The following is a 25,985-nucleotide window of genomic DNA, read 5'->3' as shown; positions in this document are numbered from 1 at the left end:
GATGCTTAAAAAATCAGTGTTTTTCATCTTCTTTATTACCACATATTTGTTTACAAGTTGTAAAGAAAAAGTATCAGATAGTTTGCCTAATTTTTCAAGTAACCCTATTCTACCTGGTTATTATGCAGACCCAACTATTAAAAAGTTTGGGGATATCTATTATATCTATGCCACTACAGATAATGAAATGTTAGCTTCAGGAGCTCCTACTGTCTGGTATAGTAACGATTTACAAAATTGGTATAATTATACGATGGAGATTCCTTCTTTTACAAATATGCCTATTACAAATTTCTGGGCTCCAGATATTGTAAAGGGAAAGGATGGTAAATATTATTTATACTTCGGCAACTGTGAAATTGGTTGTAACATATATGGCTATGTGTCTGATACTCCCGTGGGACCTTGGACAAAGTTAGACGAAAATGATAAGCCCGTTATTCCAAACGGATATCCAAGAGATGGTTTTCCTTCATTAGATGCTCAATTTTTTACTGATACCGATGGGAAAGTATATGGTTATTGGGGTACTTGGGTACATTACAATGGCGGTTATGCGGTTGGTGAATTAGATACAAATACCATGAAAGACATGGTGAATTCCACCAATATTCCTTTAGAACAAACTCCAAATTCTTTTGAGGCAGCATATTTGATGAAAAAAGGAGATAAATATATTTTTATGTATTCGGGAGAGTCTTGTCATGACGAAACGTATAAAGTTATGTACTCATATGCAGATAGCCCTTATGGACCATTTACTCCAGGAGAAAATAATCCTATTTTAAGTACTAATGAAGATAAAACAACACACGGTCCTGGACATCACTCGGTTTTGCAGGATGGTGACGATTATTACATCGTATACCATAAGCACGATTACCCAATGACACGCGGTGGACTGTCAAGACAAGTGTGTATTGACAAAATGATTTTTGAAAACGATTCTACCATAAAAACCGTTGTGCCAACCATGAAAGGCATCGAAAATATTGTAAATTCTAAAGTGCCAGAAAATATTGCGTATAATACTAGGGTAACCGCATCTTCTTCTTATCATTTAAAATCACTAGAATACGATTATAATTATATGTCTGAATTTGCTATCGATAATAATAATGCAACCATGTGGAAAGCAGGCGATAATTCACTACCACAAAATTTAACGATCGATTTAGGTTCTGTGCAAGAAGTAGCCAGAGTCATGACGCAATTTGAATTTGCTAGTTATTATTACCAATATACTTTAGAATATTCTGAAGATGGGAAAACCTGGGAAATGTATTCGAATAAATCCAATGATCAAACCTCTGGAAGTCCTATGATTGATGACAATAACGTAAATGCACGTTATATTAAGTTAACCATTTCAGGAACAGAAAAATCAGGATTATACGCTGCTGTTTGGAATATAAAAGTTTATAGCTCGTTGTTTGATATTCCTTTACAACTCAAAAATAAAAAGTCTAAAATTAAACCAGCTATTAGAAGTAAAAATGATATGTTGATTGATTTAAATTTAGAAGGGATTTCAAAAGATAAATCGAATGCAGTCATTGAAAACAAAGGGTCTATAGGTGGTGTTTTTTCTATAAAAGGAGATGTAACAATTGATACAGATGATGAAGGTATTGAAGCTTTTAAATTTACTAAAGGCTCTTTAGTGTTAAATAAACCAGTTCCTGAACAATTAGCATGGAATGGTTCATACTCTATGGCAACTTGGGTGAAAAATCCAGAGGTTTCAAATGAAGGTGAGATTCTAGCTTCTTGGTGTAACAGATATAAATATAGGTTAGCCAATTCATATAATGCTTTTGCTTATAATAGTGGACATTACGGTGCTGCACCACATTTAGATGGTCATTTTGACATGAAATACAACAACGTACCCGAAGCTAATAAATGGCATCATATTGTTTTAACGTTTGATGGTGTTGTAGAGAAAATTTATGTTGATGGTGTTTTAGATAATTCCCAAAACATGCTCCTCTCCTCTGCTATTGATAATGCTAAAATAATTATTGGTGCCTCAGATATTGGTGAAAATTATTCGGGATATATATCTTCACTAAAAATGTATGACTATGCTCTAAACGAAAATGAGTTAAAAAATCTCATGAAAGCAACCTCTCCTAAAAAAAACTAAAGAATATTTCTATTCAATAATTATTTGTCTTGTCATGAAAAATTCCTCTAATACAGAGGACTTTTCTTTTACTCTACAAAAACAAAAATAATTTACACAAATTTTCAGGTAACAATAAAGGCTTAAACTTACAAATACATGCTTAAATTGTAATTCTAACTTAATTTCCATCATACAGCTAATATTTCAAAATGAACTGAGTAATAATCTTATCCTCTTTAAATAAAACAATAATCATGAATTACACATCAAAAAGTATTTTTTATAGTTAGCAGTAAAAACTTAAATAGTCAAAATACAAGCATTTATACTATAAAAGATTCTAATATTATTGTTGAACTAAATCAGGATAGTATCAGTAAAATTTATTCACCTAAGGATTTACACCATGCGAATATTGTTAACTCCGGATCTGTTTGGGGCAAGGCTGAAGTACAATATGAAATTGTTTATGGAGGCTGGATAGATTTGTACACCTATAAAACAACAGTAACTCAAAATGGTAAAAATACTGTTTATACTGATTTTCTAAAAGGCATGCCTATAAAGATGGAGCGTTCATTTTCGGTAAAAAAATGGTGGCATCGATTGAAATATAAAAATTCAAAATATTAGCAAATTCCCAATGAACATTGGAAGTTTATCTATCCCGCTCCCTTGGAAAAAACCAAGTGGCGAAGACCCAAACTATGTTTTTGAATAAGGTTTTGTAAAACACCAACATATAGCAGAAAATGGCTCGTTTATTATCAAGTTAAAGGTTAAAACCCTGCAATTTCATTGCAGTTACTTTAGTTTCTATAAATGTTTTAGTTTTGTTGTATGTCAAACTACCGCAAGAATTCACATTCGATAAGTAATTTAAGTTGTCATTCAGTTTGGGTAACAAAATATCGTTATTCCGTTTTACAGGGAGATATTGAAAATCGCTGTCGAGATTTGTTGATACAGATATGTAATTCTAATGATGTCCATATTTTAAAGGGTGTTGTGAGTAAAGACCATATTCATATGCACGTTGAGTACCCACCATAAATGAGTGTAAGTGTTGGTAAAGAAATTAAAAGGTCGTTCCTCTCGTCTTTTACAACAAGAGTTTCCGAAGTTAAATAAACAGTATTGGATCGTCTTTTTGGGCTGTTGGATATAGAGTACAGGTCAGATAACAGATGAGATGGTTCAAGAATATCTTGAGCATCACAAGGATAAGCCCAATACGGAAAAAGGCAACTGGATATTAGAGTAATGTTAAGAAAGAATTTCATTCTTTTGTTAAAAACTATGGACTGGAAGTCCATAGTGGTTTATTTATTTTACAAGGCCCTCAGGTGAAGCTCCATACTTAATAGTTATGAGTAAACCAGAAACAAAACTTGAATATTTTAATGAAACAGGTAATGTATTTATTCATTCTGCACTTGCCGCAAGCAAATAAAAATTGGGAAGTTGGAAATTGGACAATACAACATTATAACTAAATCCGAACGGAACAAATGGCGATATGGCCGAATATGGCTTTAGAATAGAATGGGCTAATAGTTATAATGAGATGCGGGACATCCTATATAAAAACCATCTTTTTGATACAAGGATAGTTCCTGGAATGACAATACCGCAAGATTTAACAGCCAAATTCGCTTTGCGTTCAAAAAACAAGATAGACTTTATAATCGTTGAATATCCTGAATTCACTGAAACAAAATATTTAAAATCAAACAATACTGATACTGAAATTTACGAAGTAAACTTTAAAAAATTAGGAGAAAACATGTTGTCCATCTATTATAATGGCAATAAAAAAACGAAGCCAGTTTATTGTATATAAACAACAGCATACCAATTCTATAAAATGGTATAATGGTTTGTATTCGGTTTGGGATATGGATGCTAAAGAACTTAGAGATCTAGATAATACAGATGGTTTCGATAATTGGTGGGGTTACGTTTTAGCAAGTGACGACCCAGCATTGTGTAAGGCTCCCTTTTTAGCAGCAAAAAATGTATTTATTCCTAACGATAAAGAAACTTCAATGAAGCCAGACTCAAACCTTTGGTATGACGTTAAATTAAGAAAATGGTATTCACATCCAAAAGCAACTATGAAAGATAGTAAATTATTTATGGAACGTCAGCATTCATAAGGCTTAGCAGTAAGAGGATAGATTAATAACTCCTGTTATTCTTTAGGTTCAGATGATACTTTAAGCTATATGGCTAGAATGGGAGGTTGGAGTATTTTAGATTATGCATTAAATTTCTCTGAAACTCCTTGCGATTGGCTACAATTAGGCTATGCCTCTTACCTAAGCTCTTACACTTTAATAAATACTGGAATAGAAGCCTCTAACTTATGGTTATTGGTTTTCAGGAAAAGAAAACAATGGCGCCATGGATTGAGCATTCAGTCAGTAAAAAAATGGCGGAATCTGGCTCAAGAACAGAATGAACCCAAGAGGCTCTTGACATTATGATGGTGAAGCCGATTTAGGAAATGGTGCTATTTTTAGAACTGCTGCAACCATTTTAGCAGAAGATCCCATTTTTAGTTGGTTTACTTATGGAGAAACCCATACATTAAAAAATAACACGTTTTCTATTTTACCAAAAGATGGAGTTTTGAATGCATTCTGGGTGGTTTCCAATAAACAAAAAACAGGAATAACTATTAATCGGGATAGTTTTAAAAAAGATAGACCTATCACCTACTCTAAAACAAAAAACGAAATCATATTAACAATTGAAAATAATGCCCATTTTTAATCATAATACTAAAATGACGCTTTTCTCAAAAAGTAAATGGCAGGTTTTTATTGATGATAGAAAGTTAAACCCCGACGAAAACAAGCTAGAAAACACAAAAACATTTATACTTCCAATTAGTAATAAGCAACATATTATAAGTTTAAAGCAGTAAATGGGTAATAAACAACAAAACAAGGTGAACAATTACCTGATAATTATTTTTAAAATGAATTATTTTTAAAAATTAAATAATCCTGATTTATATAAACTAAAAATATTCATAAGCATTACATTTAACTAAAGACTAAAAATGAAAAAAACACTATCCTATATATCTATTTTTTTTATCATTTGCCAAGCACACTCTCAAAATTATGAAATCAAATCTCCAGATGGCAACATACGAATAAGCATTGATAATTCAGATAATATTATATGGTCTGCCTCTCTAAACGGTAACGTTATTATAGAAAAGGCTGAAGCTGGTATGGATTTTACGTCCAATACAGATTTCGGAACAAATCCAAAAGTAAAAAAACATACCATTAAAAGTGTTTCTGAAACTATACATCCTGTAGTTGCCCATAAAGATTCTAAAATAAAAGATGACTATACCGAAATTTCAATAACATATCGAGGTCATTATAAACTCAACTTTCGAGCTTATAACGATGGGGTTGCCTATCAGTTTATTGATGAAGCGCATGCAAGACGCCAAGTTGTTTCAGAAAATATATCACTTACCTTTCCTAAAGGCACTAAATCTTTGTTTCCGCAAGAAGAATCCATGTATTCCCATAATGAACGTTTGTATTTAGATAAATCCTTACCAGAAATTTTAACTAACGAATTTTGCAGTCTTCCTGTATTATTTATTACAAATAAGGCTAAGGTTTTATTTACTGAAACTGCACTTATTGATTATCCAGGCTTATTTTTAAAAGGAAATGCCAGCACTACCATGAATGCTATATTTCCAAAATATGTATTAGAAGCTGTTGATAAAAATGGAAAATCTGATCGTGTTCAAACCATTACAAAAGAGGCGGATTATATTGCCCAAACAACAGGAAAGAGAGTATATCCTTGGCGTGTATTTATTATAAGTGATGACGATCGCACTTTGATAGAAAGCAATTTAACCTATCAATTGGCTAAACCAACTGTTATAAAAAATACTAGTTGGATTAAGCCAGGAAAAGTTGCTTGGGATTGGTATAATGCCAACAATATTTACGGAGTAGATTTTAAAGCAGGTCTAAACGATGATACTTACAAGTACTATATAGATTTTGCTTCAAAAAATAACATCGAGTATATAATCTTAGATGAAGGATGGACAAAATCTACTACAGATATTTTGCACTTTAATCCAGAAATGGATATAAATGAATTAATTAGGTATGGTAACGAAAAAAATGTTGGTATCATACTTTGGGTACTTTGGAAACCACTTGATGAAAACCTTTTAGAAATTCTTGAAACCTATAAAAGGTGGGGGGCTAAAGGTATCAAAATTGATTATATGCAACGTAACGACCAATATATGGTAAACTCTTACGAGCAAATAGCAAAAGAGTGTGCTAAACTTCAGTTATTGGTAGATTTCCATGGAGCATTTAAACCTTCTGGGTTACGACGCATGTATCCAAATGTAGTCAATTACGAAGGAGTAAGAGGCAATGAAAATAATAAATGGAGCGAAGATATTACACCCGAACATAATGTAACCATTCCATTTATTCGTATGGCAGCAGGCCCTATGGATTTTACACCAGGCGCAATGATAAACAAACAAACTAAAAATTATGCCATCAGTTTCGATCGCCCCATGAGTTTAGGTACACGGGCGCATCAAGTCGCTATGTACGTCGTTTATGAAGCACCATTACAAATGATGTGTGAATCGCCATCAACCTATTATAAAGAGCAAGAAACAGTAGACTTCATAACTAAAATTCCAACTACTTGGGATGAAACTAAAGTGCTTCATGGCTCTGTGGGCAATTATATAGTTGTAGCCAGAAGGAAAGAAGATACTTGGTACATTGGAGGAATGACAGATTCCAATGCCAGATCGTTACCCCTTAATTTGAGCTTTTTGGGTGAAGGCTCTTATAACATGGAAGTATATAGAGATGGTATAAATGTAGATATGTTTGCTCAAGATTATAAAATAGAAACATTACATGTTACCAAAAGCACAAAGGCGACTGCAAACATCGCATCAGGTGGCGGATGGAGCGCTATAATCACCAAAGAATAATTGAATATGAGCCACTTTATGAAAAGCTTTGCATTTCTATTTTTATCACTTTTTAGTGTTACTAATGCTCAAGAAAATATTTTAAAGAAGACGTTATACATCCCTTCAAAAGTTTGGTATGTCGCAGAAAACAACAATTATGACAACCCTCAAAGTGATTACAGTTATAGCCGTATGATAGAATCAGACAACATCGCTATGTTCTGGCATAAAGAATATGGTAATGATCCCATGACTAACTCAGATTCAACCAAACGTTTCAATCCCAAAAAAGCTATTATTGAGTGTGAACGCTTTTACAATTTTTATGTAAATGATTTAAAATTGGTACAAAAAGGAAATTCTATTAGTGATACCTATAAATTACTCATATACGTTTTTGGAGGTGATGAAAACACCGCTTTTGGTGGTGGTGAAGAAGAAAAAGTGGGTGTTTTATGGACACCTGCCAAAAGAATAAACAAACCGCCTTATGGTGCATTGGCTCACGAAATAGGTCACTCCTTTCAATACATGAGTCGTGCTGATAGTAAAACAGGACCTGAAGGTCCCATTATGGAAATGTCTGCACAATATATGCTGTGGCAAGTTTATCCTCAATGGATGACTTTTGAAAACTACCATTTAAAGGGTTTTTTAAAAGGGACACATTATGCTTTTTTACATCCTGCAAACATGTATCATTCCCCTTATGTACTTGAATACTGGTCCAATAAATATGGAATTGAGTTTTGGGGTAACTTATGTCGATCAACCCAAAAAGGTGAAGATGTTGTTATGACTTATAAACGCATCAAAAACTTAACACAAGAACAATTTAATAATGAAATGTTTGATGCTTCAATAAAATTTATCACATGGGATTTAAAAAGAATTGAAAATGTAGCCAAATCATATGCTAATCAACACATCAGCAAACTTAATGATATAGGACATGGTTGGTATAAAATAGATTCTATGAACTGTCCACAAAATTACGGATTTAATGGTATAAAACTTAACGTTCCAAAAGCAGGAACAAAAGTTAAATTAAAATTTAAAGGACTTGCTACTGATAATGAATATAATGTTATTAAAACAGATAAGTCTGGTTGGCGCTATGGTTTTCTTGCATCGTTAAAAGATGGTAGCCGTATTTATGGAGATATGTTCAAAGATGAAAAAGGGATAGCTACTTTTAAGATTCCAAAAAACACAGCATATTTATGGTTAGTTGTTATGGGTGCTCCAACTGAACATTGGACTTTACCTGTTAGTCGGGGTGAAAATAAATCAAATAAGCCTGAAGCTCAATGGCCATATAAAATAAAAATATTTGGAACAACTCTATATAATTAAAAAAAGTAACCATATCTTTTGACTTATCTATATCTTTTGACTCAAAACTAGCTTACCGTTCTTTGTCTTTCTCCATAATGTAATAATAGATACAATTACTGATAACGACATCTCACAAATCAACTCGTACAAAAATGAACATCAACTATGGTGCATATGGTTATGGTATTGAGCTAAAAAAATCGACATCAAGCAACTATCTTAGTCCAATAATTTAGAATCATTTTTTTATCACTTAAAATAAGAATAATAACACCTATGGCTTTCTTAATTCTCGAACTCTGTATAGTCCGTCTGTAGATTGTAACAATTTGTTTTTTAAAACTGGATTAAAATTAGGATTATCAGTTAAAAAATCCTGAACCACTTTATACGCTTCATGCGATGAATAATTTCCAATTGTGGCATTAAGCCATGATTTAGGAAAAAAGATATCACCTGTAAGCTGAATTTCTTCTAATAAATCCAAACAAAGTCTTAAATGCTTTTTTGCAGACTGTTGTCGCAATGGATGATGTATATTGCTTAATGCCGATAATACCCATGATTCTTTTTCCCTATTTTCTGGTTTGGATAATGATATCATAAAAGCATCCCTGTCTGATTCTTTATTTGACAATGACGGAAGCATAAATTCGAAACGTTTCTTTCTATCTGAGTTTACAATATCGTCTAATGCCTTTTTTAAAATTTCATCGCTTTTTTCATGATTATAAATGGCCAGTGTAACCGCTAAATTGGTATAATCATTTTCATTTAACCTTAGACCTTCTATCATTTTAGTTTTATTCCAAACCCCATATAAAAAATCCTTGCCTTCGATTGTAAAAGCTATACTTCTGTATAAATTAAATATTGTCTTTTTAATGCCTGGTTGCAAATTCTTACTTAATCGTTCTTTTAGAATATTCTCCAATGTTCCTAACATCTTTTCACGTTGTTCTTCGGTAAAATATTTCAAAAATACACTTCTTATTTCACTAGAAATCAAATCGACAATAAGCTCGTCCTTTTCAGTATTAATACCTTTTAACAGCTCATTAAAAGCGCTATTAACAGATAAATGGTTATTGAGCATACTTTCATATAAATTAATATAGCTATAACTGCGTGCTACGTCATCCTTTATTTCAAAAATACTAGCATTTGAAAGATCCATTGGAAATACGCCATACCCGAGTCCTTTATAATTGTAAATAATTGATCGAGGTTTAGACATACCAATCACACTACTTAATGTTGTTTTTTTATCCTTAATGTTTATAGAAGCTATATGTATCGAATCGTCGTAAACCAATCCAAGACTAAACGTTTGCGTCCAAAGATTGTCGCTACCATCCTCTGCACTTTGATATATGTCGAAATTTGAAATCTTCCCATCCTTATAAGCTATTTGATCTGAAATTATAGGACGACCAGATTGATTTACCCAAACTTCACTCCATTGCTTTAGGTCTATTGAGGTTTCGTTATCTAATATTGTCACTAGGTCATTCCAATCGGCATTACCATTCGCATATTTTTTTACATACTGTCGCATTCCGCTTCTAAAAGGTGCTTCTCCCAAAATAATTTCAAGCTGACGCATCATAATTGGTGCTTTATGGTAAATAATATTACCGTAAAGGGTGCCCGCATTTTTTAAATTACCCAGTTTCTGACGAATAGGTGTAGCCCCAAGGGTTCTATCTTCACTATAAGCACTCGGATAATGCTCCTGCATAAAACGTAATCTATGATCTATTTCAGGAAAAGAACCATTTACTATTTTACCAGCCATAAAGTTGGCAAATACTTCTTTCAACCAAACATCATCAAACCATTTCATGGTCACCAAATCTCCAAACCACATATGCGCCGTTTCGTGCGCAATTAATTGTGCTCTGTTCAATAATCGCTCTTGAGTTGCTGTTTCATCTAAAAACAATGACGATTCCCTATATTGAACAGCGCCAACATGTTCCATACCCCCATATTGAAATTCAGGAATAGCAACGAAATCCAGCTTTTGAAATGGAAAATCATACTGGGTATAATCTTCCAGAAAATCGAGTGATTGTTGATGCAACATAAAAATATCATCTACACTAGCATTTATCTTAACAGAATCGTTTTCTCTGAATAACAGTGTCATTTCCATATCCTCAGGACGCTGTGTCGTTTTATTAAACACGCCCGCCACAAATGAAAACAGGTAAGTACTCATTTTATCTGACATCTTGTAGAGATATCTGATATAATCATGATTGTCTTCCTTTAATTCCAATGGCGCTCCACATAACACTTGCCAGGTTTTAGGCGCAGTGATATCTAATATATAATTTGCCTTCAAATCGGGCTGATCAAAACAAGGAAACAAGGTACTGGCTCTATCGGGAACCAATAGCGTGTACAAATAATCGTCGCTTCTGTTTAATGATGTTTCCCCGGCATCAAAAACAACTGTAACAACATTTTTGCCCTTCTTCAAATATGTTTCTGCAATAATTAGATGTTCCTTTTGATGATTGATTTCAATAAAATCTCCATTAACAGTTACTTGTTTAATAAGGGATTTATCTTCATTAAAATCTAGATATAAAGGCTGTTCCAAATCGTTTATTTGGAGACTTAATTCGAGTTTAGAACTAATGCGTTTATCCTTCTCAGAAGGTATATTGAATGACAGGTGGTAAACGATATCTGAAACCTGATCTTTACGATAAGTCGCCAAGTCTGCCGAAATGCCTGAAACCAACAATGATTCGTTTTTTTGGGTGTTTTTACAAGAAAAAAGCGCAATAAAAAGAATAAAAAACAGGTTTCTCATAGATATTCAATGGTATTTAATGATTGTCCGTTTATAGGTTAACTTCTTAAATCTGTATCAAAACCACCCTTTTGTAGTTTCTGATTCGATAGACGTATTGCTTTTATGAATAAATTTATTCTTAGCAACTCTTATTTAGACTTTTTTATAAAATTACCAATTACACTCATTGTTTATGCTTTAATAAAATGCTCTCTGCAATAGCAGAGATGATTATAATTAAATAGATCTCTTACTTAAAATTTGAAATCCCTTCCTTGAGCCAGTTGTAATACGTGTCAACATCTGGCGTATATGCTATGGGTTCGATCAAATTTTGTTTATCATGGCTCATCAAAACATAAAATGGTTGTGAATTTGTTTTATATTTAATGGTTTGTAATTCGCTCCATTTTTGACCGATATATTTCAGCTTTTCACCAGGTTTTAATTCAGAATCGACAACCTCCTCTGCTTTCAATTTACGTTTATCATCAACATATAATGATATCAATACCACATCATTTTTTAGGATATCCAAAACCTGAGGTTTTACCCAAACCTTCTGCTCCATTTTTCTACAATTTACGCAGGCATGCCCTGTGAAATCAATCATTACAGGTTTTCCAACTTTTTTAGCATAAGCCAAACCTTTGTCGTAATCGTTAAAAGCCAAAATGTTATGCGGAGGCATTAAATGCGCACCTTCTGGAACTTCCGTATGACTCGCTGAATTACCAGCACCCAATTGGGTGTACCCTACTCCGTATGGCGACTCGCTATAATGTTGTGGTGGCGGAAACGCACTAATTAAGTTTAATGGTGCTCCCCAAAGACCTGGAATCATATAAATAGTAAAAGATAACACAAGCAGACCTAAACTTAATCTTCCTACCGAAATATGGCTAACTGGAGAATCGTGTGGCAATTGTATTTTACCGAATAAATAAAACGCCAAAACTCCAAAAATGGCAATCCAAATCGCTAAGAACACTTCTCTTTCCAAAAAATGAGCCTGAAGCACTAAGTCTGCATTTGATAGAAATTTAAACGCTAAAGCCAACTCCAAAAACCCTAAAAAAACTTTTACCGTGTTTAACCAACCCCCAGATTTGGGTAATGAATTTAACCAACCCGGAAAGGCCGCAAACAATGTAAATGGTAAGGCAATTGCTAATGAGAACCCTAACATACCAATAACTGGACCTACTTGACTGCCGCCAGAAGCCGCCTCAACAAGCAATGTACCTACTATAGGGCCTGTACATGAAAAAGACACAATAGCCAATGCCAATGCCATAAAGAATATACCAATTAACCCACCTCTATCAGCTTGACGATCTACTTTGTTGGCCCAAGAATTAGGCAGCATAATTTCGAAAGCACCTAAAAACGATACCGCAAAAATTAATAATAATAAGAAGAATATTATGTTGAACCACACATTGGTAGATAAGGCATTAAGCGCATCCGCTCCAAAAATCAAACTTACCAGCGAACCTAATAAAACATAAATAACCATAATGGAAATACCATAAATAACAGCATTTCTTATTCCAGCGGCCTTAGTTTTACTCTGTTTGGTAAAGAAACTTACCGTCATTGGTATCATTGGAAATACACATGGTGTTAACAAAGCTGCGAACCCCGATAAAAACGCTATTATAAAAATAGACCATAACCCTCTTTTTGATTCGGGGGTTTTAGAACCTTTTGATAATTCTGAAATACCTGTTGGTTCTTTTACATTAGATGTAGATGAACTTAGGATATTAAATTCCAAATCCACCTCGGTAGGTGGCAAGCAACGGGAGTCGTCGCATACCATGAATTCAACAAATCCCTTCACGGTTTCCAAACCGTCTTTAACCTCTATTTTTTGTTTGAAAGTTGCTGTTTTATCAAAATATTTAATTTCCATTTCAAACACAGGATCCTGTACTATATGCCCTTCATCTTCACTAGTATTGCCAACAATGGTAAAATTGCCTTCACTATCATCATAAATAAATGATGTTGCAATTGGACCGCCTTCTGGAACGGTTTGCGAATATAAATGCCACCCAGAATCTATAGTAGCCTTTGATATTAATTGATATTCTGAATCAGACAGTTTTTCAACAGAGGTAGTCCATTTTACAGGTTCTAGTACTTGGGCCTGAGTTGTTAAAGACAATATTAATAGCGTTAATCCAAAAAGAAACTTCTTCATTTTATAACTTCAAATTTATTTTACATTGAATATCAATTCTACTTCGGTTGGTGATAAGCACCTCCTATCATTGCACACCATAAACTCAACGGCACCTTTGACTTGAAATGGCACCTTTCCTTTTAATTTTATACGCTGTTTAAAATCTGCCATTTTTTCGAAATATTTAATTTCCATTTCGAAAATAGGGTCGTCAATGATATATCCTACCTCTTCCGAAGTATTTCCCTTTTTAAGGTAATTTTTGTTTCCTACAAATGTAAAACCTGTTGAAATTGGTCCATCTTTCGGAACCGATTGAGAATATAAGTGCCAACCTTTATCAATGGTGGCTGTTGCAACAAGCTCATATTCTGAATCAGAAATTTTATTAACCGAAGCGTTCCATTTTACGGGTTCTAATACTTGAGCTTGACCTATAAAAACTATTGTTAAAGCAACTAATAAAATTAATTTTTTCATGCTTTTTTTAAAATTTTAAAATTATTGTTTTGGCTTAAACACAACTTCGTATGATTTTCCAGTATTTAAAACTTGTTTAGCGATATTTTGAATGTCTTGTTTTGACATACTTTTTACTATACTTTCAAAGTGTTTAGGGTCGTTTATATTTTCTTTGAACCTAAAATACTTAGTCAATAATTGCATATCAAAACTATTTTTGTCTTTTGCTTGTTCGTACTCTTTTAAAAAGTTGGTTCTTATTTTGCTTAAGTCTTCATCACTAATCGTACCATTCGCAATGTTTTGCAATTCACCGTTTACTATACCTACCAATTTATCGGCCATATCTGGGTTACAATCAAAACTGAACGATACAATAGCCTGAGGTTTTGGTTGCCTTTCAAAACTGGCACTGGCACGCGGACTGTATGCTCCTCCTTCAGCTTCCCTTATGGTTTCGGTAATGCGTAATTGTAAAATATCACCTAAAACATTGGTACAAATTACGTTTTTTCTTGAAAATGGCATCTCTTTTTTATACATAATATTTACGTTGGCTTTAGGGTCTTCCAATGTTAAAAAAATATCTTTATCAATATGTTTTGACACCCATTCGGCACCATTATCCTTATAATTTTCTCTTCTTGTCTTTTTTGTTGGAATACTTGCAATATACTGCTCTAAAAGTGGTTTTAATTGCGCCTCTTTGACATCGCCAACAATGAAGAATTCAAAATCGGATACATCAGCGAAACGGTCTTTATATATTTTCTTGATTTTTTCAAATGAGATATTATCGGCATATTCTTGATTAAAAATACGCTCTTTCGGATTGTTTTTTCCATAAACTGTCACAATCAAACTGTCGCGCATTTGCTCACTTACATTCTTACTTCTTCTAATTAAATAACCATCTATATTACTTTCCAGAACTTTGAAGGCATCGGTATCAAAACGGGGCTTTGCAAAGTATACATGCACCATTTGAAGCATGGTTTCAACATCTTTTGTGTTTGAACCTCCTGAAAGTGATTCGCTAATTTCACTTAATCCTATTCTAACTCCAGCTGTTTTACCTGCCAACATCTTTTTTAAATCGGCTGCAGTAAAATCACCCAAACCAGACATCTGAACCAAATTTCGAACCAATGAAGCCGAAGGTAAATCTTCATCAGCTAAAAGCGACGTACCTCCGTAACTCATAGCCTTCAAACTCACTTTGTTCTTTTCTTTATCCACAAATTTGTAATGCACTTGTACACCATTACTTAGGATAAATGTAGTTGAGCCAACTGCTTTATCATTTTTTGTTTTTTTGATAGAACCACGAATTATATTTAAACTAGATACTAGAGTTTTTCCGTCTAAGGCTTCGTTATAAGGCTTTAAAGAACTATCATTTTCAACGGATAGAATCACTTCTCTCGCTAAATCTTCAGATAAATTATCTTGCCCTTCAACACCTGCTATATTTAAAAACCTGTTGTTTTTTGCATATAGTTTCTTGATAGTACTGTGTAATTCTTCAAGCGTGATACCTGCCAAAATTTTCTTTGAAATCTCATACTTTTTTTCAATGTCATCCATAGTACGGTTTGACAAGAAATTGTTTTGAATTGCGCGCTCTATTTGTTCGTGGCTTTTGTCTTCTTTTTTAGCAATTTGATTTTCGTAAGACGTTCTTATGTTAGCAATAGCTCTATCGATTTCTGATTGGATAAATCCAAAATTAACTGCTCTTTGTACTTCAGTTAGCACTTCTTTAAATGCTTGTTTTTGCTGATTAGGTTTTGGATAAACCGACATATAAAAGTAGTTGGTGGTTCTTGATAAACTAGTATAACCAATTCTGCCAGCTAAAAATGAGGCTTCAGGTTTTTGGGCAATATCAGAAACCCTTGACGACAACATACTAACGGCCATAGATTGTAATAAATCGCGTTTTAAATCGGCAACGGTTTCGGTTTCCAAAGATTTTTTATGACGAATACCAAAACTTATAGAAGCTGAAGAAAGTTCTGGATCGGTACCAAAACTGAAACCCATTTCAGTATTCTCTGGTATGTCTATAATAATACGTTCTTTAGGATTCTCAATAGGAGGTATTTTCGAGAACTTTTCTATAATTTTTTGTTCTATTTCATTCACATCAACATCCCCTATTACCGCAATTGCTTGTAAATCTGTTCGGTACCAATCTTGATAAAAATCACGTAAAGATTTATAATCAAATCCTTCAACAACCGACATCAATCCTATAGGCATTCTGTCGGCATATTTTGAATGGTTATATGTTGTAGGCAACGATTTCACATATAAACGTTTTTGCCCACTTTGCCCAGTACGCCATTCTTCTTTAATTACACCACGCTCGGCATCAATTTCTTCATCAGTCAACAATAAATAGTTTGACCAATCATGCAAAACTGTTAAACAAGTATCTATTAAGCCATCTTTAGTTGGAATATCGCTTAGGTTATAAACAGTCTCGTCAAACGAGGTATATGCATTAATATCTTTTCCAAATACAGCTCCATGCTTTTGAAGCGTATTTAAAATACCTTTTCCAGGAAAATGCTCTGTACCATTGAACGCCATATGCTCTAAAAAGTGAGCAAGTCCCTGCTGATCTTCATTTTCTAAAATAGAACCTACATTTTGAATAATATAATAGCTCGCTGCATCCTTTACTACATCCGTACTTTTTATATAGTAAGTCATACCATTTAACAAAACTCCTTTTTTAATAGTCTCGTCTAAAGGCAAAGGATCATTAAAATTAAGTTCTTGTGCTTGTGCTTGCCCTTTTATAGAGATTGCAATAAAAAAAGAAAATACTATAATAAAAATGTGTTTCATGTGATTTAAATTATTCAATGTTGTAAAAATAAGTTAATAGCATTTGATAGAAATTTATTTGACATAGTTTTAAGAAAAAAGGACTGCTTTAATACCAGCCCTCTTTTTTTATTCAAAATTTGAGTAACTAATTCAAAAAAATTGAAACAAATTAAATCATTAAAATACATGTTACTAAATTAAAATTCAATCGATATTATTAATTAGACGTAATAAAGTGACAACTTGCTAAAAAATGAATGTTTTTATAAATCAAATATGTGATCTAAAGGAATCGAATATTTTCATTTAGTTTCTTGCAAGAATATAATATCCAAAGTATTAGCATTATTAAAAAAAATTTGGGGGCATTCTTAATATCTTAAAATGTAGAAAAAAACCTTAATTCATGTCAATTTTATTTAACAAAAAAGTTAAATAGGAAAGTAAGTAAAACAATTTCGGAAAAACTTTAGTTCAAAACAACTGACCTAATAAGTCGTTTTTTTTAATTTTAAAACTTAGTAAATGTTGAAACACAACTTGTAACGACAAAAACAACATAAACTCTAGAACATATATTATAAAAGTAAACCCCTTAAAAGGGGTATTTACTAAAAAAATATTAATAAAATAAAGTTTGATTTAGTCGAAATCCAAAATCTGCTTTATACTTAATGTTACTTTAAGTCCTAAATTAATGTTCGGGACTTTTTTATTTAATATGAGATATCAAAGCGTCTAAAGACAATTTAAGTTGCTCCCCTGAAATCATATTTTTTAACGTATAAGTATTCGATTCTATTTCTTGATCGCCAACCAAAACTACAAACGGAATCGCGCGCTTATTAGCATGATTCATTTGTTTTTTCATTTTGGCAGCATCAGGATATAATTCGGCATTAATACCTTGTTTTCTTAACTGCTTAATCGCTTTTAAACTAAACAACGCTTCTTTATCACCAAAATTAATGAATAATACCTCGATATTTTTTGCAACCGTTTCAGGAAATAATCCTAATTCTTCAAGCACTAAATAAATACGATCTAAACCAAAACTAATACCAACACCACTAACATCTTTCATTCCAAAAATGCCAGTTAAATCGTCGTATCTACCACCGCCACCAATAGACCCCATATTGACTTCCTTTGGTGCAGAAACCTCAAAAATAGCGCCTGTATAGTAGTTTAAACCACGTGCTAAGGTCACGTCTAATTGTAATGTTGCTGTTGATAATCCTAATTCAGAAATAGCCCTATTTATAAAAGCCAATTCCTCAATCCCCTTTTGTCCTTCTTCAGAAGCAGATAATATCGATTTTAAAGATTCAATTTGAGATTCAAAAGAACCTGACAACGTAAACAAAGGTTGTAATTTTGAAATTCCATCTTCCGAAATACCTTTACTTAGCATTTCTTCTTTCACCTTCTCCTCGCCTATTTTATCTAACTTATCTAATGCTACTGTAAAATCGATTAATTTATCTGAAGCTCCAATAACTTCTGCAATTCCAGACAGTATTTTTCTATTATTAATTTTAATAGTAACACCTTCTAGTTTTAATGCAGAAAACACGGTATCATATAACTGTATAAACTCCACCTCTTGCCATAACGACTGACTTCCAACTACATCGGCATCACATTGAAAGAACTCTCTAAAACGACCTTTCTGAGGTCTATCAGCACGCCAAACAGGTTGTATTTGATAACGTTTAAAAGGAAACTCTATCTCGTTTTGGTGTTGTACTACATAACGAGCAAATGGCACGGTTAAATCGTAGCGTAGGGCTTTTTCAGATATGGTTGAAGTTAGCTTAGTAGAGTCTTTTTCTTTATATGCTTCTTCATTTGCTTTGGACAAATAATCCCCGGAATTCAAAATCTTAAAAATCAAACGGTCTCCTTCCTCACCATATTTCCCCATTAAGGTATCCGAATTTTCAAAACTTGGTGTTTCAATAGGTTGAAATCCAAACGTTTCAAAAGCACCACGAACGGTATTAAATATATAATTGCGTTTTGCTACTTGTTCTGGGTTAAAATCTCTGGTTCCTTTAGGAATGCTTGGTTTTTGAGCCATAATATGCCCGTGAAAACGGGTATCTTTTTAATGAGTTATTATCAATTGTAACCTCATCATACCAACTTTTGTTCTAGTATGCTGAGGGAAACAAAAATAATAGTTTTTAATTGAAATAGATTCCTGCATTCGCAGGAATGACAAAATTTAATTGATTAGCTTATTAAAATAGGTAAACAATTCGCCTTTAGTTATCACAGCACCTTGTTCAATCATCTTAAACTTATCCAAGTTTTTATCGTCGCTATAATCTTTATCAGCTTGTAAAAATTCTACACTATCGTCCATTAAATTTTCACGTAACCAAGTATATCCTTCTTGCGTGGTGATATCTACGTCGTTTTTTACGTTTACTACAATGGCATTCATTTTTTCTTCACCTAAACGAAATAAATACATATGCTTTGGTGCAAAATGCTCTAGATACTCTGCTTTATTTAAAGCACCTTCCCATATTAAATCGCTAAAAACATCGAGTTCCATTTCAGCCATTTCAGGTTTATTTACTTTTAAATTTGCCCACTCATCTGCCGTAATAGATTGTGTGGCTAAAAAGTTTATAAATTCTTGATGTAATTCTTCAAATTGTTCTTTTGTAAGTCTACTATACTTCATTGAAAATTTAATTTTTATTTCCGTGAAAACAGAAATCATATAAATTTAATAAAAAAAAGCCTCAACTAAGTTGAGGCTTTTGTACTAAAATATTTGATATTAGTTTGCTTGTGCAACAACCTCAAATTCTAAATCTACAGATACTGCTCTGTGTAAACGTACTACGGCAGTATATTTACCTAATCGTTTTACAGTTGTAACTGTGATGAATTTTTTATCAATAGTTTGACCTTCTTTTTCTAAAGCAGCAGCAACATCTATGTTGTTTACAGAACCAAATAATTTGTCTCCTGTACCTACTTTAGCAGCTATTTTAACTTCTAATGCTTTTAAAGCATCAGCAATTTTGTTAGCATCATCAACTATTTTCTTTTCTTTAAAAGCTCTTTGCTTTAAGTTTTCTGCTAATACTTTCTTTGCAGATACTGTTGCTAATATCGCTTGTCCTTGAGGAATTAAAAAGTTTCTACCATAACCGTTCTTAACTGTTACAACATCGTCTTTAAATCCTAAATTTTCAACGTCTTGTTTTAATATAAGTTCCATTGTTATCGGTATTTTATTTTAATAAATCTGCTACATAAGGCATTAAAGCTAAGTGACGTGCTCTTTTTACAGCTACAGCAACTTTTCTTTGATACTTTAATGATGTACCTGTTAAACGTCTTGGTAAAATTTTACCTTGCTCGTTTATAAAGCGCATTAAAAAATCTGGATCTTTATAATCAACATATTTGATTCCAGACTTTTGAAACATACAATATTTCTTTGTCTTATTTGTATCGATGTTAAGCGGAGTTAAATATCTAATTTCTCCGTCTTTTTTTCCTTTAGATTGTTGTTCTATTGATGACATAATTAAGCTTTTTGTTTAAGTTTAACTCTTCTTCTCTCTGCCCAAGAAACAGCATGCTTATCTAACGATACAGTTAAATAACGCATAAAACGCTCATCACGCTTAAACTCTACTTCTAATTGATTAATTACATCTCCAGGTACAGTGTACTCAAATAAATGGTAAAAACCACTTTTTTTGTTTTGAATTGGGTAAGCTAATTTTTTTAGTCCCCAATCTTCTTTTGATACCATCTTAGCGCCGTTAGAAACAAGAAAATCTTCGTATTTCTTTACTGTTTCCTTTATCTGATCTTCAGATAAAACGGGATTTAAGATGAAAACAGTTTCATAATGATTCATAAAAATCGTGTTTATTGTTAAAAATTGGGTGCAAAAATAGTTAATTACTTCATATAAAACAACAATAATTTAGAGTATATTTGTGGAGGAAAACAAATGTTAAAATTTTGTTAATTCATGCATTTAAACGATGTTTTTTGGTTTTTAGCCGAATTTTTTGTACTATTGTCGATATCTTAACCTAAATAATACAAAATGTTATGACTTTAAACTGTGTAGTAGTAGACGATTCAGCAATACAACGTCTGTCTATTGTTAAGCTTGTAGAGAATCACCCCTCTCTCAACTTAATAGCAGAGTACAGTAGTGCTCTAGAAACAAAGAATGGTTTAAATACGCATCAAGTTGACTTAATCTTTCTAGACATTGAAATGCCAGTGTTAAATGGATTTGAACTTTTGGACGTATTAAACAACAAACCTCAAATTATTTTTGTAACCGGTAAAACTGAATATGCTTTTAAAGCATTTAATTACGATGCTACCGATTACTTACACAAACCCATTACAAGAGAACGTTTTAATACTTCTGTTGATAAAGCTTTAGAACAACACAAGTTGACTTTAGACTTTAACGAAGAAGAAGGTGAACATATTTTTGTGAAAAGTAATCTTAAAAAACGTAAAGTTTACATTAAAGATATTAAGTGGATTGAAGCCCTTGGTGATTATGTAAAATTAGTAACAGAAGAAAATAGTTTAGTAGTATTATCTACGATGAAATCTTTTGAAGCCGAATTACCTGAAGGTAAGTTTTTAAGAATCCACAAATCTTATATTGTAAACCTTGATAAAATTGATAGATTTAACAGTAAAAATGTTGAAGTTGGTACTTACGAAATTCCTTTAAGCAGGAACAAGAAAACCCAACTAGTTGACGCATTAAATAATATTTAAAGAATAAAAATCCCGATCTTCATCGGGACTAGTTCAATTACAGAATTTAATAAATTTCTATTTCACTAGAAGTTATCGACATTTAATATTACTTTAACTGACCTAAAATCCTTAATACTAAAGAAGCTGTTGTTTATTTTAGCAATAGCTTCTTTAGTTTTTGATAACGATTGGTTTTTAGGAATCTTAACCAATATGTTTTTATGAAACTGATTTCTAATTCTAGCTACAGGTGGCGATTCTGGTCCTAAAACAAAATCAGCAAAAAGTTGCCGTAACGATTTAGCAAACCAAATAGATGCGGTTTCCACCCTATTATAATCTTTATGCTTTAGAGTTATTTTTATTTGCTTATAAACTGGTGGGTATTTAAAATTATAACGATCGTTCATTTGTTCGTTAAACATATCTACATAATTATTAGTAGACACTTGCTGTAATATATTATGGTACGGATTATAGGTTTGAATTAAAACTTTACCGCGTTCTTCAGTACGTCCAGCCCTACCAGCTACTTGCAACATCAACTGAAAACTTCGTTCATGTGCTCTAAAATCTGGAAAGTTCAACATATTATCAGCATTCATAATACCAACAAGCTTGACATTTCTAAAATCTAAGCCTTTAGTAAGCATTTGTGTGCCAACCAAAATATCTATTTCTTGCTGCTCTAGTGCTGTAATAATCTTTTCGTAACCATATTTTCCTCGCGTGGTATCTAAATCCATTCTAGCCACATTATAATCTGGAAACAACAACTTCACCTCTGCTTCAATTTGCTCGGTACCAAAACCTTTACTATCTATCTCACTACTTCCGCATGCTTTACATTTTTTTAGCATCGCTTCTACATATCCGCAGTAATGACAACGTAATTGATGTCTATATTGATGATACGTTAAACTCACATCACAATTAGAGCATTGCGGAGATACACCACAAGTATTACACTCCACTATAGGAGAAAATCCGCGTCTATTTTGAAACAATATAATTTGGTGTCCTTCCTGCAAAGTTTCGGTCATTTCTCCAATAAGTCGATCGCTAAAATGCCCTTTCATAAGCTTCTTTTTTAGCTTATCTTTAATATCTACCAATTCAATATCAGGCATTAAAACATCATTAAAACGATGCATTAATTCTACAAAACCATATTTATTTTGTTTGGCATTAAAATAGCTTTCTAAACTCGGAGTTGCCGACCCTAATAGTATTTTAGCTTCATGCATATAAGCCAACACAATAGCCGTGTCTCTTGCATGATATCGCGGTGCAGGATCAAATTGTTTAAACGACTGCTCATGCTCCTCATCTACTACAATTAATCCTAAATTATCGAAAGGTAAAAATATAGAAGAGCGTGCGCCTAAAACTATTTTCGCTTTCGCGGAATGATTTAAAACGTTATTCCAAACCTCAACACGTTCATGCGTTGAGTATTTAGAATGAAAAACAGCTACTTGCTCTCCAAAATAATTTTGAAGTCTGGTAACTAATTGTGTGGTAAGTGCAATTTCTGGCAATAAATACAAAACCTGTTTGCCAGCACTAAGTGCGTCTTCAATAAGCTTCACATATACTTCGGTTTTACCAGATGATGTTACACCATGTAGCAATGAAACATTATGAGTTTTAAAAGACTCTTTTACCTCTATTAATGCTGTTTCTTGGTAAGTGTTAAGATGTTTTGTGTCCTCATTATCTTCTCCTGAATATTGTACGCGATCTGTTTGAATATGGTATTCTTCAAAAATGCCTTTGTCTATTAACGTTTTTATAATGGAAGAAGAAGCATCACTTTCATTAGATAAATCGGAAACTTTTACGGGTTTCTTTGTTGTTGCAGATACGGAAAACAAGGTCATAACTACCTGTTTTTGCTTTGGCGCTCTGCTTAAATCATCTAATAATTGCCTAAGCGCTGTTTCTGAAGAAAAATTAGCATTCAATTTCACATATCTAACTAACTTAGGTTTGTATTTTTCATAGACTTCTTCTTCTACCGAAATAGCTTCCTTTTCAATAAGTCGCTTAATTACTGGAAGCACATTCTTTTTATCAAGGATATTAGAAATATCATGAATTTTTAATGAAGACTGATGCTGTAACGCTTCATAAACCAAAAACTCATCGTCTTTTAAAACAGACTCATCAATTGTTATACTATTACTTTTAGTAATTACTGTTTCACTTTCTAAAATAAAACCACTAGGCAAAGCAGCACGCATAACATCACCTAAAGTACACATGTAATAATTAGCGATCCATTGCCATAATTGCAATTGCTTTGCATTTACAATAGGCGTTTCATCTAAAATTTGTTGAATATCTTTAGCTTCGTATGCAGTTGGCGCATCATTATGTATACTGAAAACAATACCTGTATATATTTTCGATTTCCCAAAAGGCACTGCAACACGCATTCCAGCTTTTAAGAATTCAGCTTCAGAAGCTGTTATGCCATAAGTAAATAGTTTTTTAAGCGGAATAGGAATGATAACATCTATAAAATACTGCATAAACTAATACATTTTACGTAGTTTATTCAAAGATGCATTTAATTCGTAACCTAGCAATAAAATATTAGAATTAAGCCACAAATAAAACAATAAGATTAAGAGCGCCCCAATAGACCCATATAATTTATTGTATTGGGAAAAATTTTCAATATAAACACCAAATAAATATGAAGTTAGTATAATAAGAAGAGTGGTAAACAAAGCGCCCACCGAAAAGAAACTAGAATGTTTTCCTTCTTTTGTTCCAAAATAATACAATGTTGCTGTTGCCAAATACACCATAATCACAAAAAACAAATACTTAACAACATCAAACCAAAACACACCTTGTGACGCTACCTCATAGCCTTGTCCTTCTAAGGTGTCTAACAATTTTTGCACTACATAAATTTGAAAATAACCTAAAACAATAATAGTGATTATAAGTAAAAAGGCTAATATTAAAGCAATACCTAAAGCAAATAAGTATTGACGAAAGACATTACGTATTAATTGCTCATGATAAGAACTTTCAAAACCAGAAAAAACAGCACTAACACCATTTGCCATTAAAACAATTGATAAAATAAAAACGGACGACAACAACCCTCCTCGCTGTGATTGATCTATATTTTCAAAAATATTTTGAAAGAAAAAATCGGAAGTTGTAGGGGGTAAAAACGATTCTAAAAAGCGTAAAAATTCAATTTTAAAATCGTCAATAGGCACATAAGGTATTATTATTAAAATAAATAATAAAAAAGGAAATAACGCCGTAAAAAAATTAAAAGCTATGGCACTTGCTCTCGCTGTTAATGCCCCTTTTACAATACCTGTTATATATAATTCTAACAAATCATAAAAAGACAAACCTTCTAGACCTGGTAATTTAATTTTTTTAAAAAACCGCACTAAGATATTAATTACAGGAATTTTATCTAGTTTGTCTTCAATAGGTTTTGTCATTAATAATTTGCATTAAAATTTATAACAAAGTTATTAAAATAAAGAGGAATGCAATTATTAACTTATTTTTTAAGCTAATTATTTTACTGCCTTTAAACTTAAATCCATATTATGTACCGAATGCGTTAAAGCTCCACAAGATATATAGTTTACGCCACATTCGGCATAATGACGTATTGTTGCTTCATTAATATTTCCGGAAGACTCTGTAAGGCATTTATCTCCTATCATTTTTACAGCTTTTCTTGTGTCTTCATAATCGAAATTATCAATTAAAATTCTATAAACACCATCACTTTGTAAAATTTCTTCTACTTCAGTTAAATTTCTAGCTTCAACCATAATATCTAGATTTTTGCCAGTTTCCTTCAAGTATTCTTTTGCCATATCTATAGCTTTAGTAATACCACCAGCAAAATCTATATGATTATCCTTTAGCATAATCATATCATATAAAGCAAATCTATGATTTTCTCCACCTCCAATTTTTACAGCCCATTTTTCTAAAACACGAATACATGGAGTCGTTTTTCGTGTATCTAAAATTCTGGTTTTTGTGCCTTTTAATAAATCTACAAACATTCTGGTTTTTGTTGCAATGGCACTCATACGCTGCATAGCATTTAAAACGGTACGCTCCGCTTTTAAAATAGATTGAGATGGGCCTTCAACATACATAACAATATCGCCATAGGTAACTTCTGTACCATCTTCTATAAGAATATCAAGCTTTAATCTTTTATCAACGTAAGCAAAAACTTTTTTAGCAAAATTAACCCCGCCTATAATTCCTTTATCTTTTACTAAAAGCTTAGCTCTTCCTCTTGCATTTTCTGGAATACAAGCTAATGAACTATGATCACCATCCCCTACATCTTCTTTAATCGCATTTGCAATTATCCTTTTAACTTCGCTATCAAATTGTTCTTGTGTAATCATATTTTTCGGTT

The 25,985-nt window shown here is 32.5% G+C and carries 20 protein-coding genes and 1 pseudogene; 9 read left to right on the top strand and 12 right to left on the bottom strand.

Features of this window, described 5'->3' with window-relative positions; translation table 11 throughout:
* Position 1: 1 nt before the first annotated feature.
* The 8 genes and pseudogenes from RHP49_13290 (at position 2) to RHP49_13255 (ending at position 8,495) form a co-directional block, all read left to right on the top strand.
* The gene (locus RHP49_13290; protein WNH11868.1) at positions 2–2,149 is read left to right on the top strand and encodes a family 43 glycosylhydrolase; all 2,148 of its coding nucleotides are present in this window, start codon (positions 2–4) and stop codon (positions 2,147–2,149) included.
* Between the two features lie 822 nt (positions 2,150–2,971).
* A pseudogene (gene tnpA, locus RHP49_13285) lies at positions 2,972–3,293 on the top strand (IS200/IS605 family transposase).
* A 357-nt stretch (positions 3,294–3,650) separates the two neighbouring features.
* A complete protein-coding gene (locus tag RHP49_13280; GenBank protein ID WNH11867.1) occupies positions 3,651–3,974 on the top strand; it encodes a DUF5695 domain-containing protein in 324 nt (107 codons plus the stop codon).
* Positions 3,937–4,290: a hypothetical protein gene (locus RHP49_13275; protein WNH11866.1), complete on the top strand. Its 354-nt coding sequence runs from the start codon at positions 3,937–3,939 to the stop codon at positions 4,288–4,290. The genes RHP49_13280 and RHP49_13275 overlap by 38 nt, the downstream gene beginning before the upstream one ends.
* Positions 4,291–4,359: 69 nt before the next feature.
* On the top strand, positions 4,360–4,620 hold the full coding sequence (locus RHP49_13270) for a hypothetical protein (GenBank protein WNH11865.1): 261 nt from the start codon (positions 4,360–4,362) through the stop codon (positions 4,618–4,620).
* 275 nt (positions 4,621–4,895) lie between these two features.
* Positions 4,896–5,063, top strand: a complete 168-nt coding sequence (locus RHP49_13265) for a hypothetical protein (protein WNH11864.1) — start codon at positions 4,896–4,898, stop codon at positions 5,061–5,063.
* Between the two features lie 138 nt (positions 5,064–5,201).
* Positions 5,202–7,157 carry a glycoside hydrolase family 97 protein gene (locus RHP49_13260; protein WNH11863.1) on the top strand — a complete coding sequence of 652 codons (1,956 nt, stop codon included), beginning with the start codon at positions 5,202–5,204 and terminating at the stop codon, positions 7,155–7,157.
* Between the two features lie 18 nt (positions 7,158–7,175).
* Complete coding sequence (locus tag RHP49_13255) at positions 7,176–8,495, top strand: DUF6055 domain-containing protein (GenBank protein ID WNH11862.1); 1,320 nt, start codon at positions 7,176–7,178, stop codon at positions 8,493–8,495.
* A 256-nt stretch (positions 8,496–8,751) separates the two neighbouring features.
* Here RHP49_13255 and RHP49_13250 read toward each other — a convergent pair whose 3' ends face one another.
* From RHP49_13250 to rpsF, 9 genes are all read right to left on the bottom strand, one after another.
* Entirely contained in the window at positions 8,752–11,304 is a 2,553-nt protein-coding gene (locus tag RHP49_13250; GenBank protein WNH11861.1) for a M1 family aminopeptidase, read from the bottom strand.
* Positions 11,305–11,536: 232 nt separating this feature from the next.
* Positions 11,537–13,495, bottom strand: a complete 1,959-nt coding sequence (locus RHP49_13245) for a cytochrome c biogenesis protein CcdA (GenBank protein ID WNH11860.1) — start codon at positions 13,493–13,495, stop codon at positions 11,537–11,539.
* 15 nt (positions 13,496–13,510) lie between these two features.
* Positions 13,511–13,957: a protein-disulfide reductase DsbD family protein gene (locus tag RHP49_13240; protein ID WNH11859.1), complete on the bottom strand. Its 447-nt coding sequence runs from the start codon at positions 13,955–13,957 to the stop codon at positions 13,511–13,513.
* 21 nt (positions 13,958–13,978) lie between these two features.
* Complete coding sequence (locus tag RHP49_13235; GenBank protein ID WNH11858.1) at positions 13,979–16,798, bottom strand: insulinase family protein; 2,820 nt, start codon at positions 16,796–16,798, stop codon at positions 13,979–13,981.
* Positions 16,799–17,492: 694 nt separating this feature from the next.
* Positions 17,493–18,863 carry a histidine--tRNA ligase gene (gene hisS, locus RHP49_13230; GenBank protein ID WNH11857.1) on the bottom strand — a complete coding sequence of 457 codons (1,371 nt, stop codon included), beginning with the start codon at positions 18,861–18,863 and terminating at the stop codon, positions 17,493–17,495.
* Positions 18,864–19,010: 147 nt separating this feature from the next.
* Entirely contained in the window at positions 19,011–19,478 is a 468-nt protein-coding gene (locus RHP49_13225) for a DUF6495 family protein (GenBank protein WNH11856.1), read from the bottom strand.
* 99 nt (positions 19,479–19,577) lie between these two features.
* Positions 19,578–20,024 carry a 50S ribosomal protein L9 gene (gene rplI / locus RHP49_13220; protein ID WNH11855.1) on the bottom strand — a complete coding sequence of 149 codons (447 nt, stop codon included), beginning with the start codon at positions 20,022–20,024 and terminating at the stop codon, positions 19,578–19,580.
* 13 nt (positions 20,025–20,037) lie between these two features.
* Positions 20,038–20,337 carry a 30S ribosomal protein S18 gene (rpsR, locus tag RHP49_13215; protein ID WNH14424.1) on the bottom strand — a complete coding sequence of 100 codons (300 nt, stop codon included), beginning with the start codon at positions 20,335–20,337 and terminating at the stop codon, positions 20,038–20,040.
* Positions 20,337–20,675 (bottom strand): 30S ribosomal protein S6, encoded by a 339-nt coding sequence (gene rpsF / locus RHP49_13210; protein WNH11854.1) that lies wholly within the window; start codon positions 20,673–20,675, stop codon positions 20,337–20,339. The genes rpsR and rpsF overlap by 1 nt, the downstream gene beginning before the upstream one ends.
* 200 nt (positions 20,676–20,875) lie before the next feature.
* On the opposite strand from rpsF, the gene RHP49_13205 reads away from it, so the two are divergent.
* Positions 20,876–21,571 (top strand): LytTR family DNA-binding domain-containing protein, encoded by a 696-nt coding sequence (locus RHP49_13205; protein ID WNH11853.1) that lies wholly within the window; start codon positions 20,876–20,878, stop codon positions 21,569–21,571.
* Between the two features lie 65 nt (positions 21,572–21,636).
* Here RHP49_13205 and priA read toward each other — a convergent pair whose 3' ends face one another.
* From priA to nadC, 3 genes are all read right to left on the bottom strand, one after another.
* On the bottom strand, positions 21,637–24,090 hold the full coding sequence (priA, locus tag RHP49_13200; GenBank protein ID WNH11852.1) for a primosomal protein N': 2,454 nt from the start codon (positions 24,088–24,090) through the stop codon (positions 21,637–21,639).
* Between the two features lie 3 nt (positions 24,091–24,093).
* On the bottom strand, positions 24,094–25,035 hold the full coding sequence (locus RHP49_13195) for a YihY/virulence factor BrkB family protein (GenBank protein WNH11851.1): 942 nt from the start codon (positions 25,033–25,035) through the stop codon (positions 24,094–24,096).
* 78 nt (positions 25,036–25,113) lie between these two features.
* Positions 25,114–25,974, bottom strand: coding sequence for a carboxylating nicotinate-nucleotide diphosphorylase (nadC, locus tag RHP49_13190; GenBank protein WNH11850.1), 861 nt, complete (start codon positions 25,972–25,974; stop codon positions 25,114–25,116).
* Positions 25,975–25,985: the final 11 nt, after the last annotated feature.

It is taken from the genome of Flavobacteriaceae bacterium HL-DH10 (genome assembly GCA_031826515.1).
GTDB lineage: Bacteria > Bacteroidota > Bacteroidia > Flavobacteriales > Flavobacteriaceae > Thalassobellus > Thalassobellus suaedae.
Note: the sequence above shows the minus strand (reverse complement) of the source record. Positions and strands in the feature narration are given on the sequence as shown.

Coding starts and splice junctions, on each gene's coding strand:
- RHP49_13290 (WNH11868.1), top strand. CDS start 2: ATGCTTAAAAAATCAGTGTTTTTCATCTTCTTTATTACCACATATTTG.
- RHP49_13280 (WNH11867.1), top strand. CDS start 3,651: ATGGCCGAATATGGCTTTAGAATAGAATGGGCTAATAGTTATAATGAG.
- RHP49_13275 (WNH11866.1), top strand. CDS start 3,937: ATGGCAATAAAAAAACGAAGCCAGTTTATTGTATATAAACAACAGCAT.
- RHP49_13270 (WNH11865.1), top strand. CDS start 4,360: ATGGCTAGAATGGGAGGTTGGAGTATTTTAGATTATGCATTAAATTTC.
- RHP49_13265 (WNH11864.1), top strand. CDS start 4,896: ATGCCCATTTTTAATCATAATACTAAAATGACGCTTTTCTCAAAAAGT.
- RHP49_13260 (WNH11863.1), top strand. CDS start 5,202: ATGAAAAAAACACTATCCTATATATCTATTTTTTTTATCATTTGCCAA.
- RHP49_13255 (WNH11862.1), top strand. CDS start 7,176: ATGAAAAGCTTTGCATTTCTATTTTTATCACTTTTTAGTGTTACTAAT.
- RHP49_13250 (WNH11861.1), bottom strand. CDS start 11,304: ATGAGAAACCTGTTTTTTATTCTTTTTATTGCGCTTTTTTCTTGTAAA.
- RHP49_13245 (WNH11860.1), bottom strand. CDS start 13,495: ATGAAGAAGTTTCTTTTTGGATTAACGCTATTAATATTGTCTTTAACA.
- RHP49_13240 (WNH11859.1), bottom strand. CDS start 13,957: ATGAAAAAATTAATTTTATTAGTTGCTTTAACAATAGTTTTTATAGGT.
- RHP49_13235 (WNH11858.1), bottom strand. CDS start 16,798: ATGAAACACATTTTTATTATAGTATTTTCTTTTTTTATTGCAATCTCT.
- hisS (WNH11857.1), bottom strand. CDS start 18,863: ATGGCTCAAAAACCAAGCATTCCTAAAGGAACCAGAGATTTTAACCCA.
- RHP49_13225 (WNH11856.1), bottom strand. CDS start 19,478: ATGAAGTATAGTAGACTTACAAAAGAACAATTTGAAGAATTACATCAA.
- rplI (WNH11855.1), bottom strand. CDS start 20,024: ATGGAACTTATATTAAAACAAGACGTTGAAAATTTAGGATTTAAAGAC.
- rpsF (WNH11854.1), bottom strand. CDS start 20,675: ATGAATCATTATGAAACTGTTTTCATCTTAAATCCCGTTTTATCTGAA.
- RHP49_13205 (WNH11853.1), top strand. CDS start 20,876: ATGACTTTAAACTGTGTAGTAGTAGACGATTCAGCAATACAACGTCTG.
- priA (WNH11852.1), bottom strand. CDS start 24,090: ATGCAGTATTTTATAGATGTTATCATTCCTATTCCGCTTAAAAAACTA.
- RHP49_13195 (WNH11851.1), bottom strand. CDS start 25,035: ATGACAAAACCTATTGAAGACAAACTAGATAAAATTCCTGTAATTAAT.
- nadC (WNH11850.1), bottom strand. CDS start 25,974: ATGATTACACAAGAACAATTTGATAGCGAAGTTAAAAGGATAATTGCA.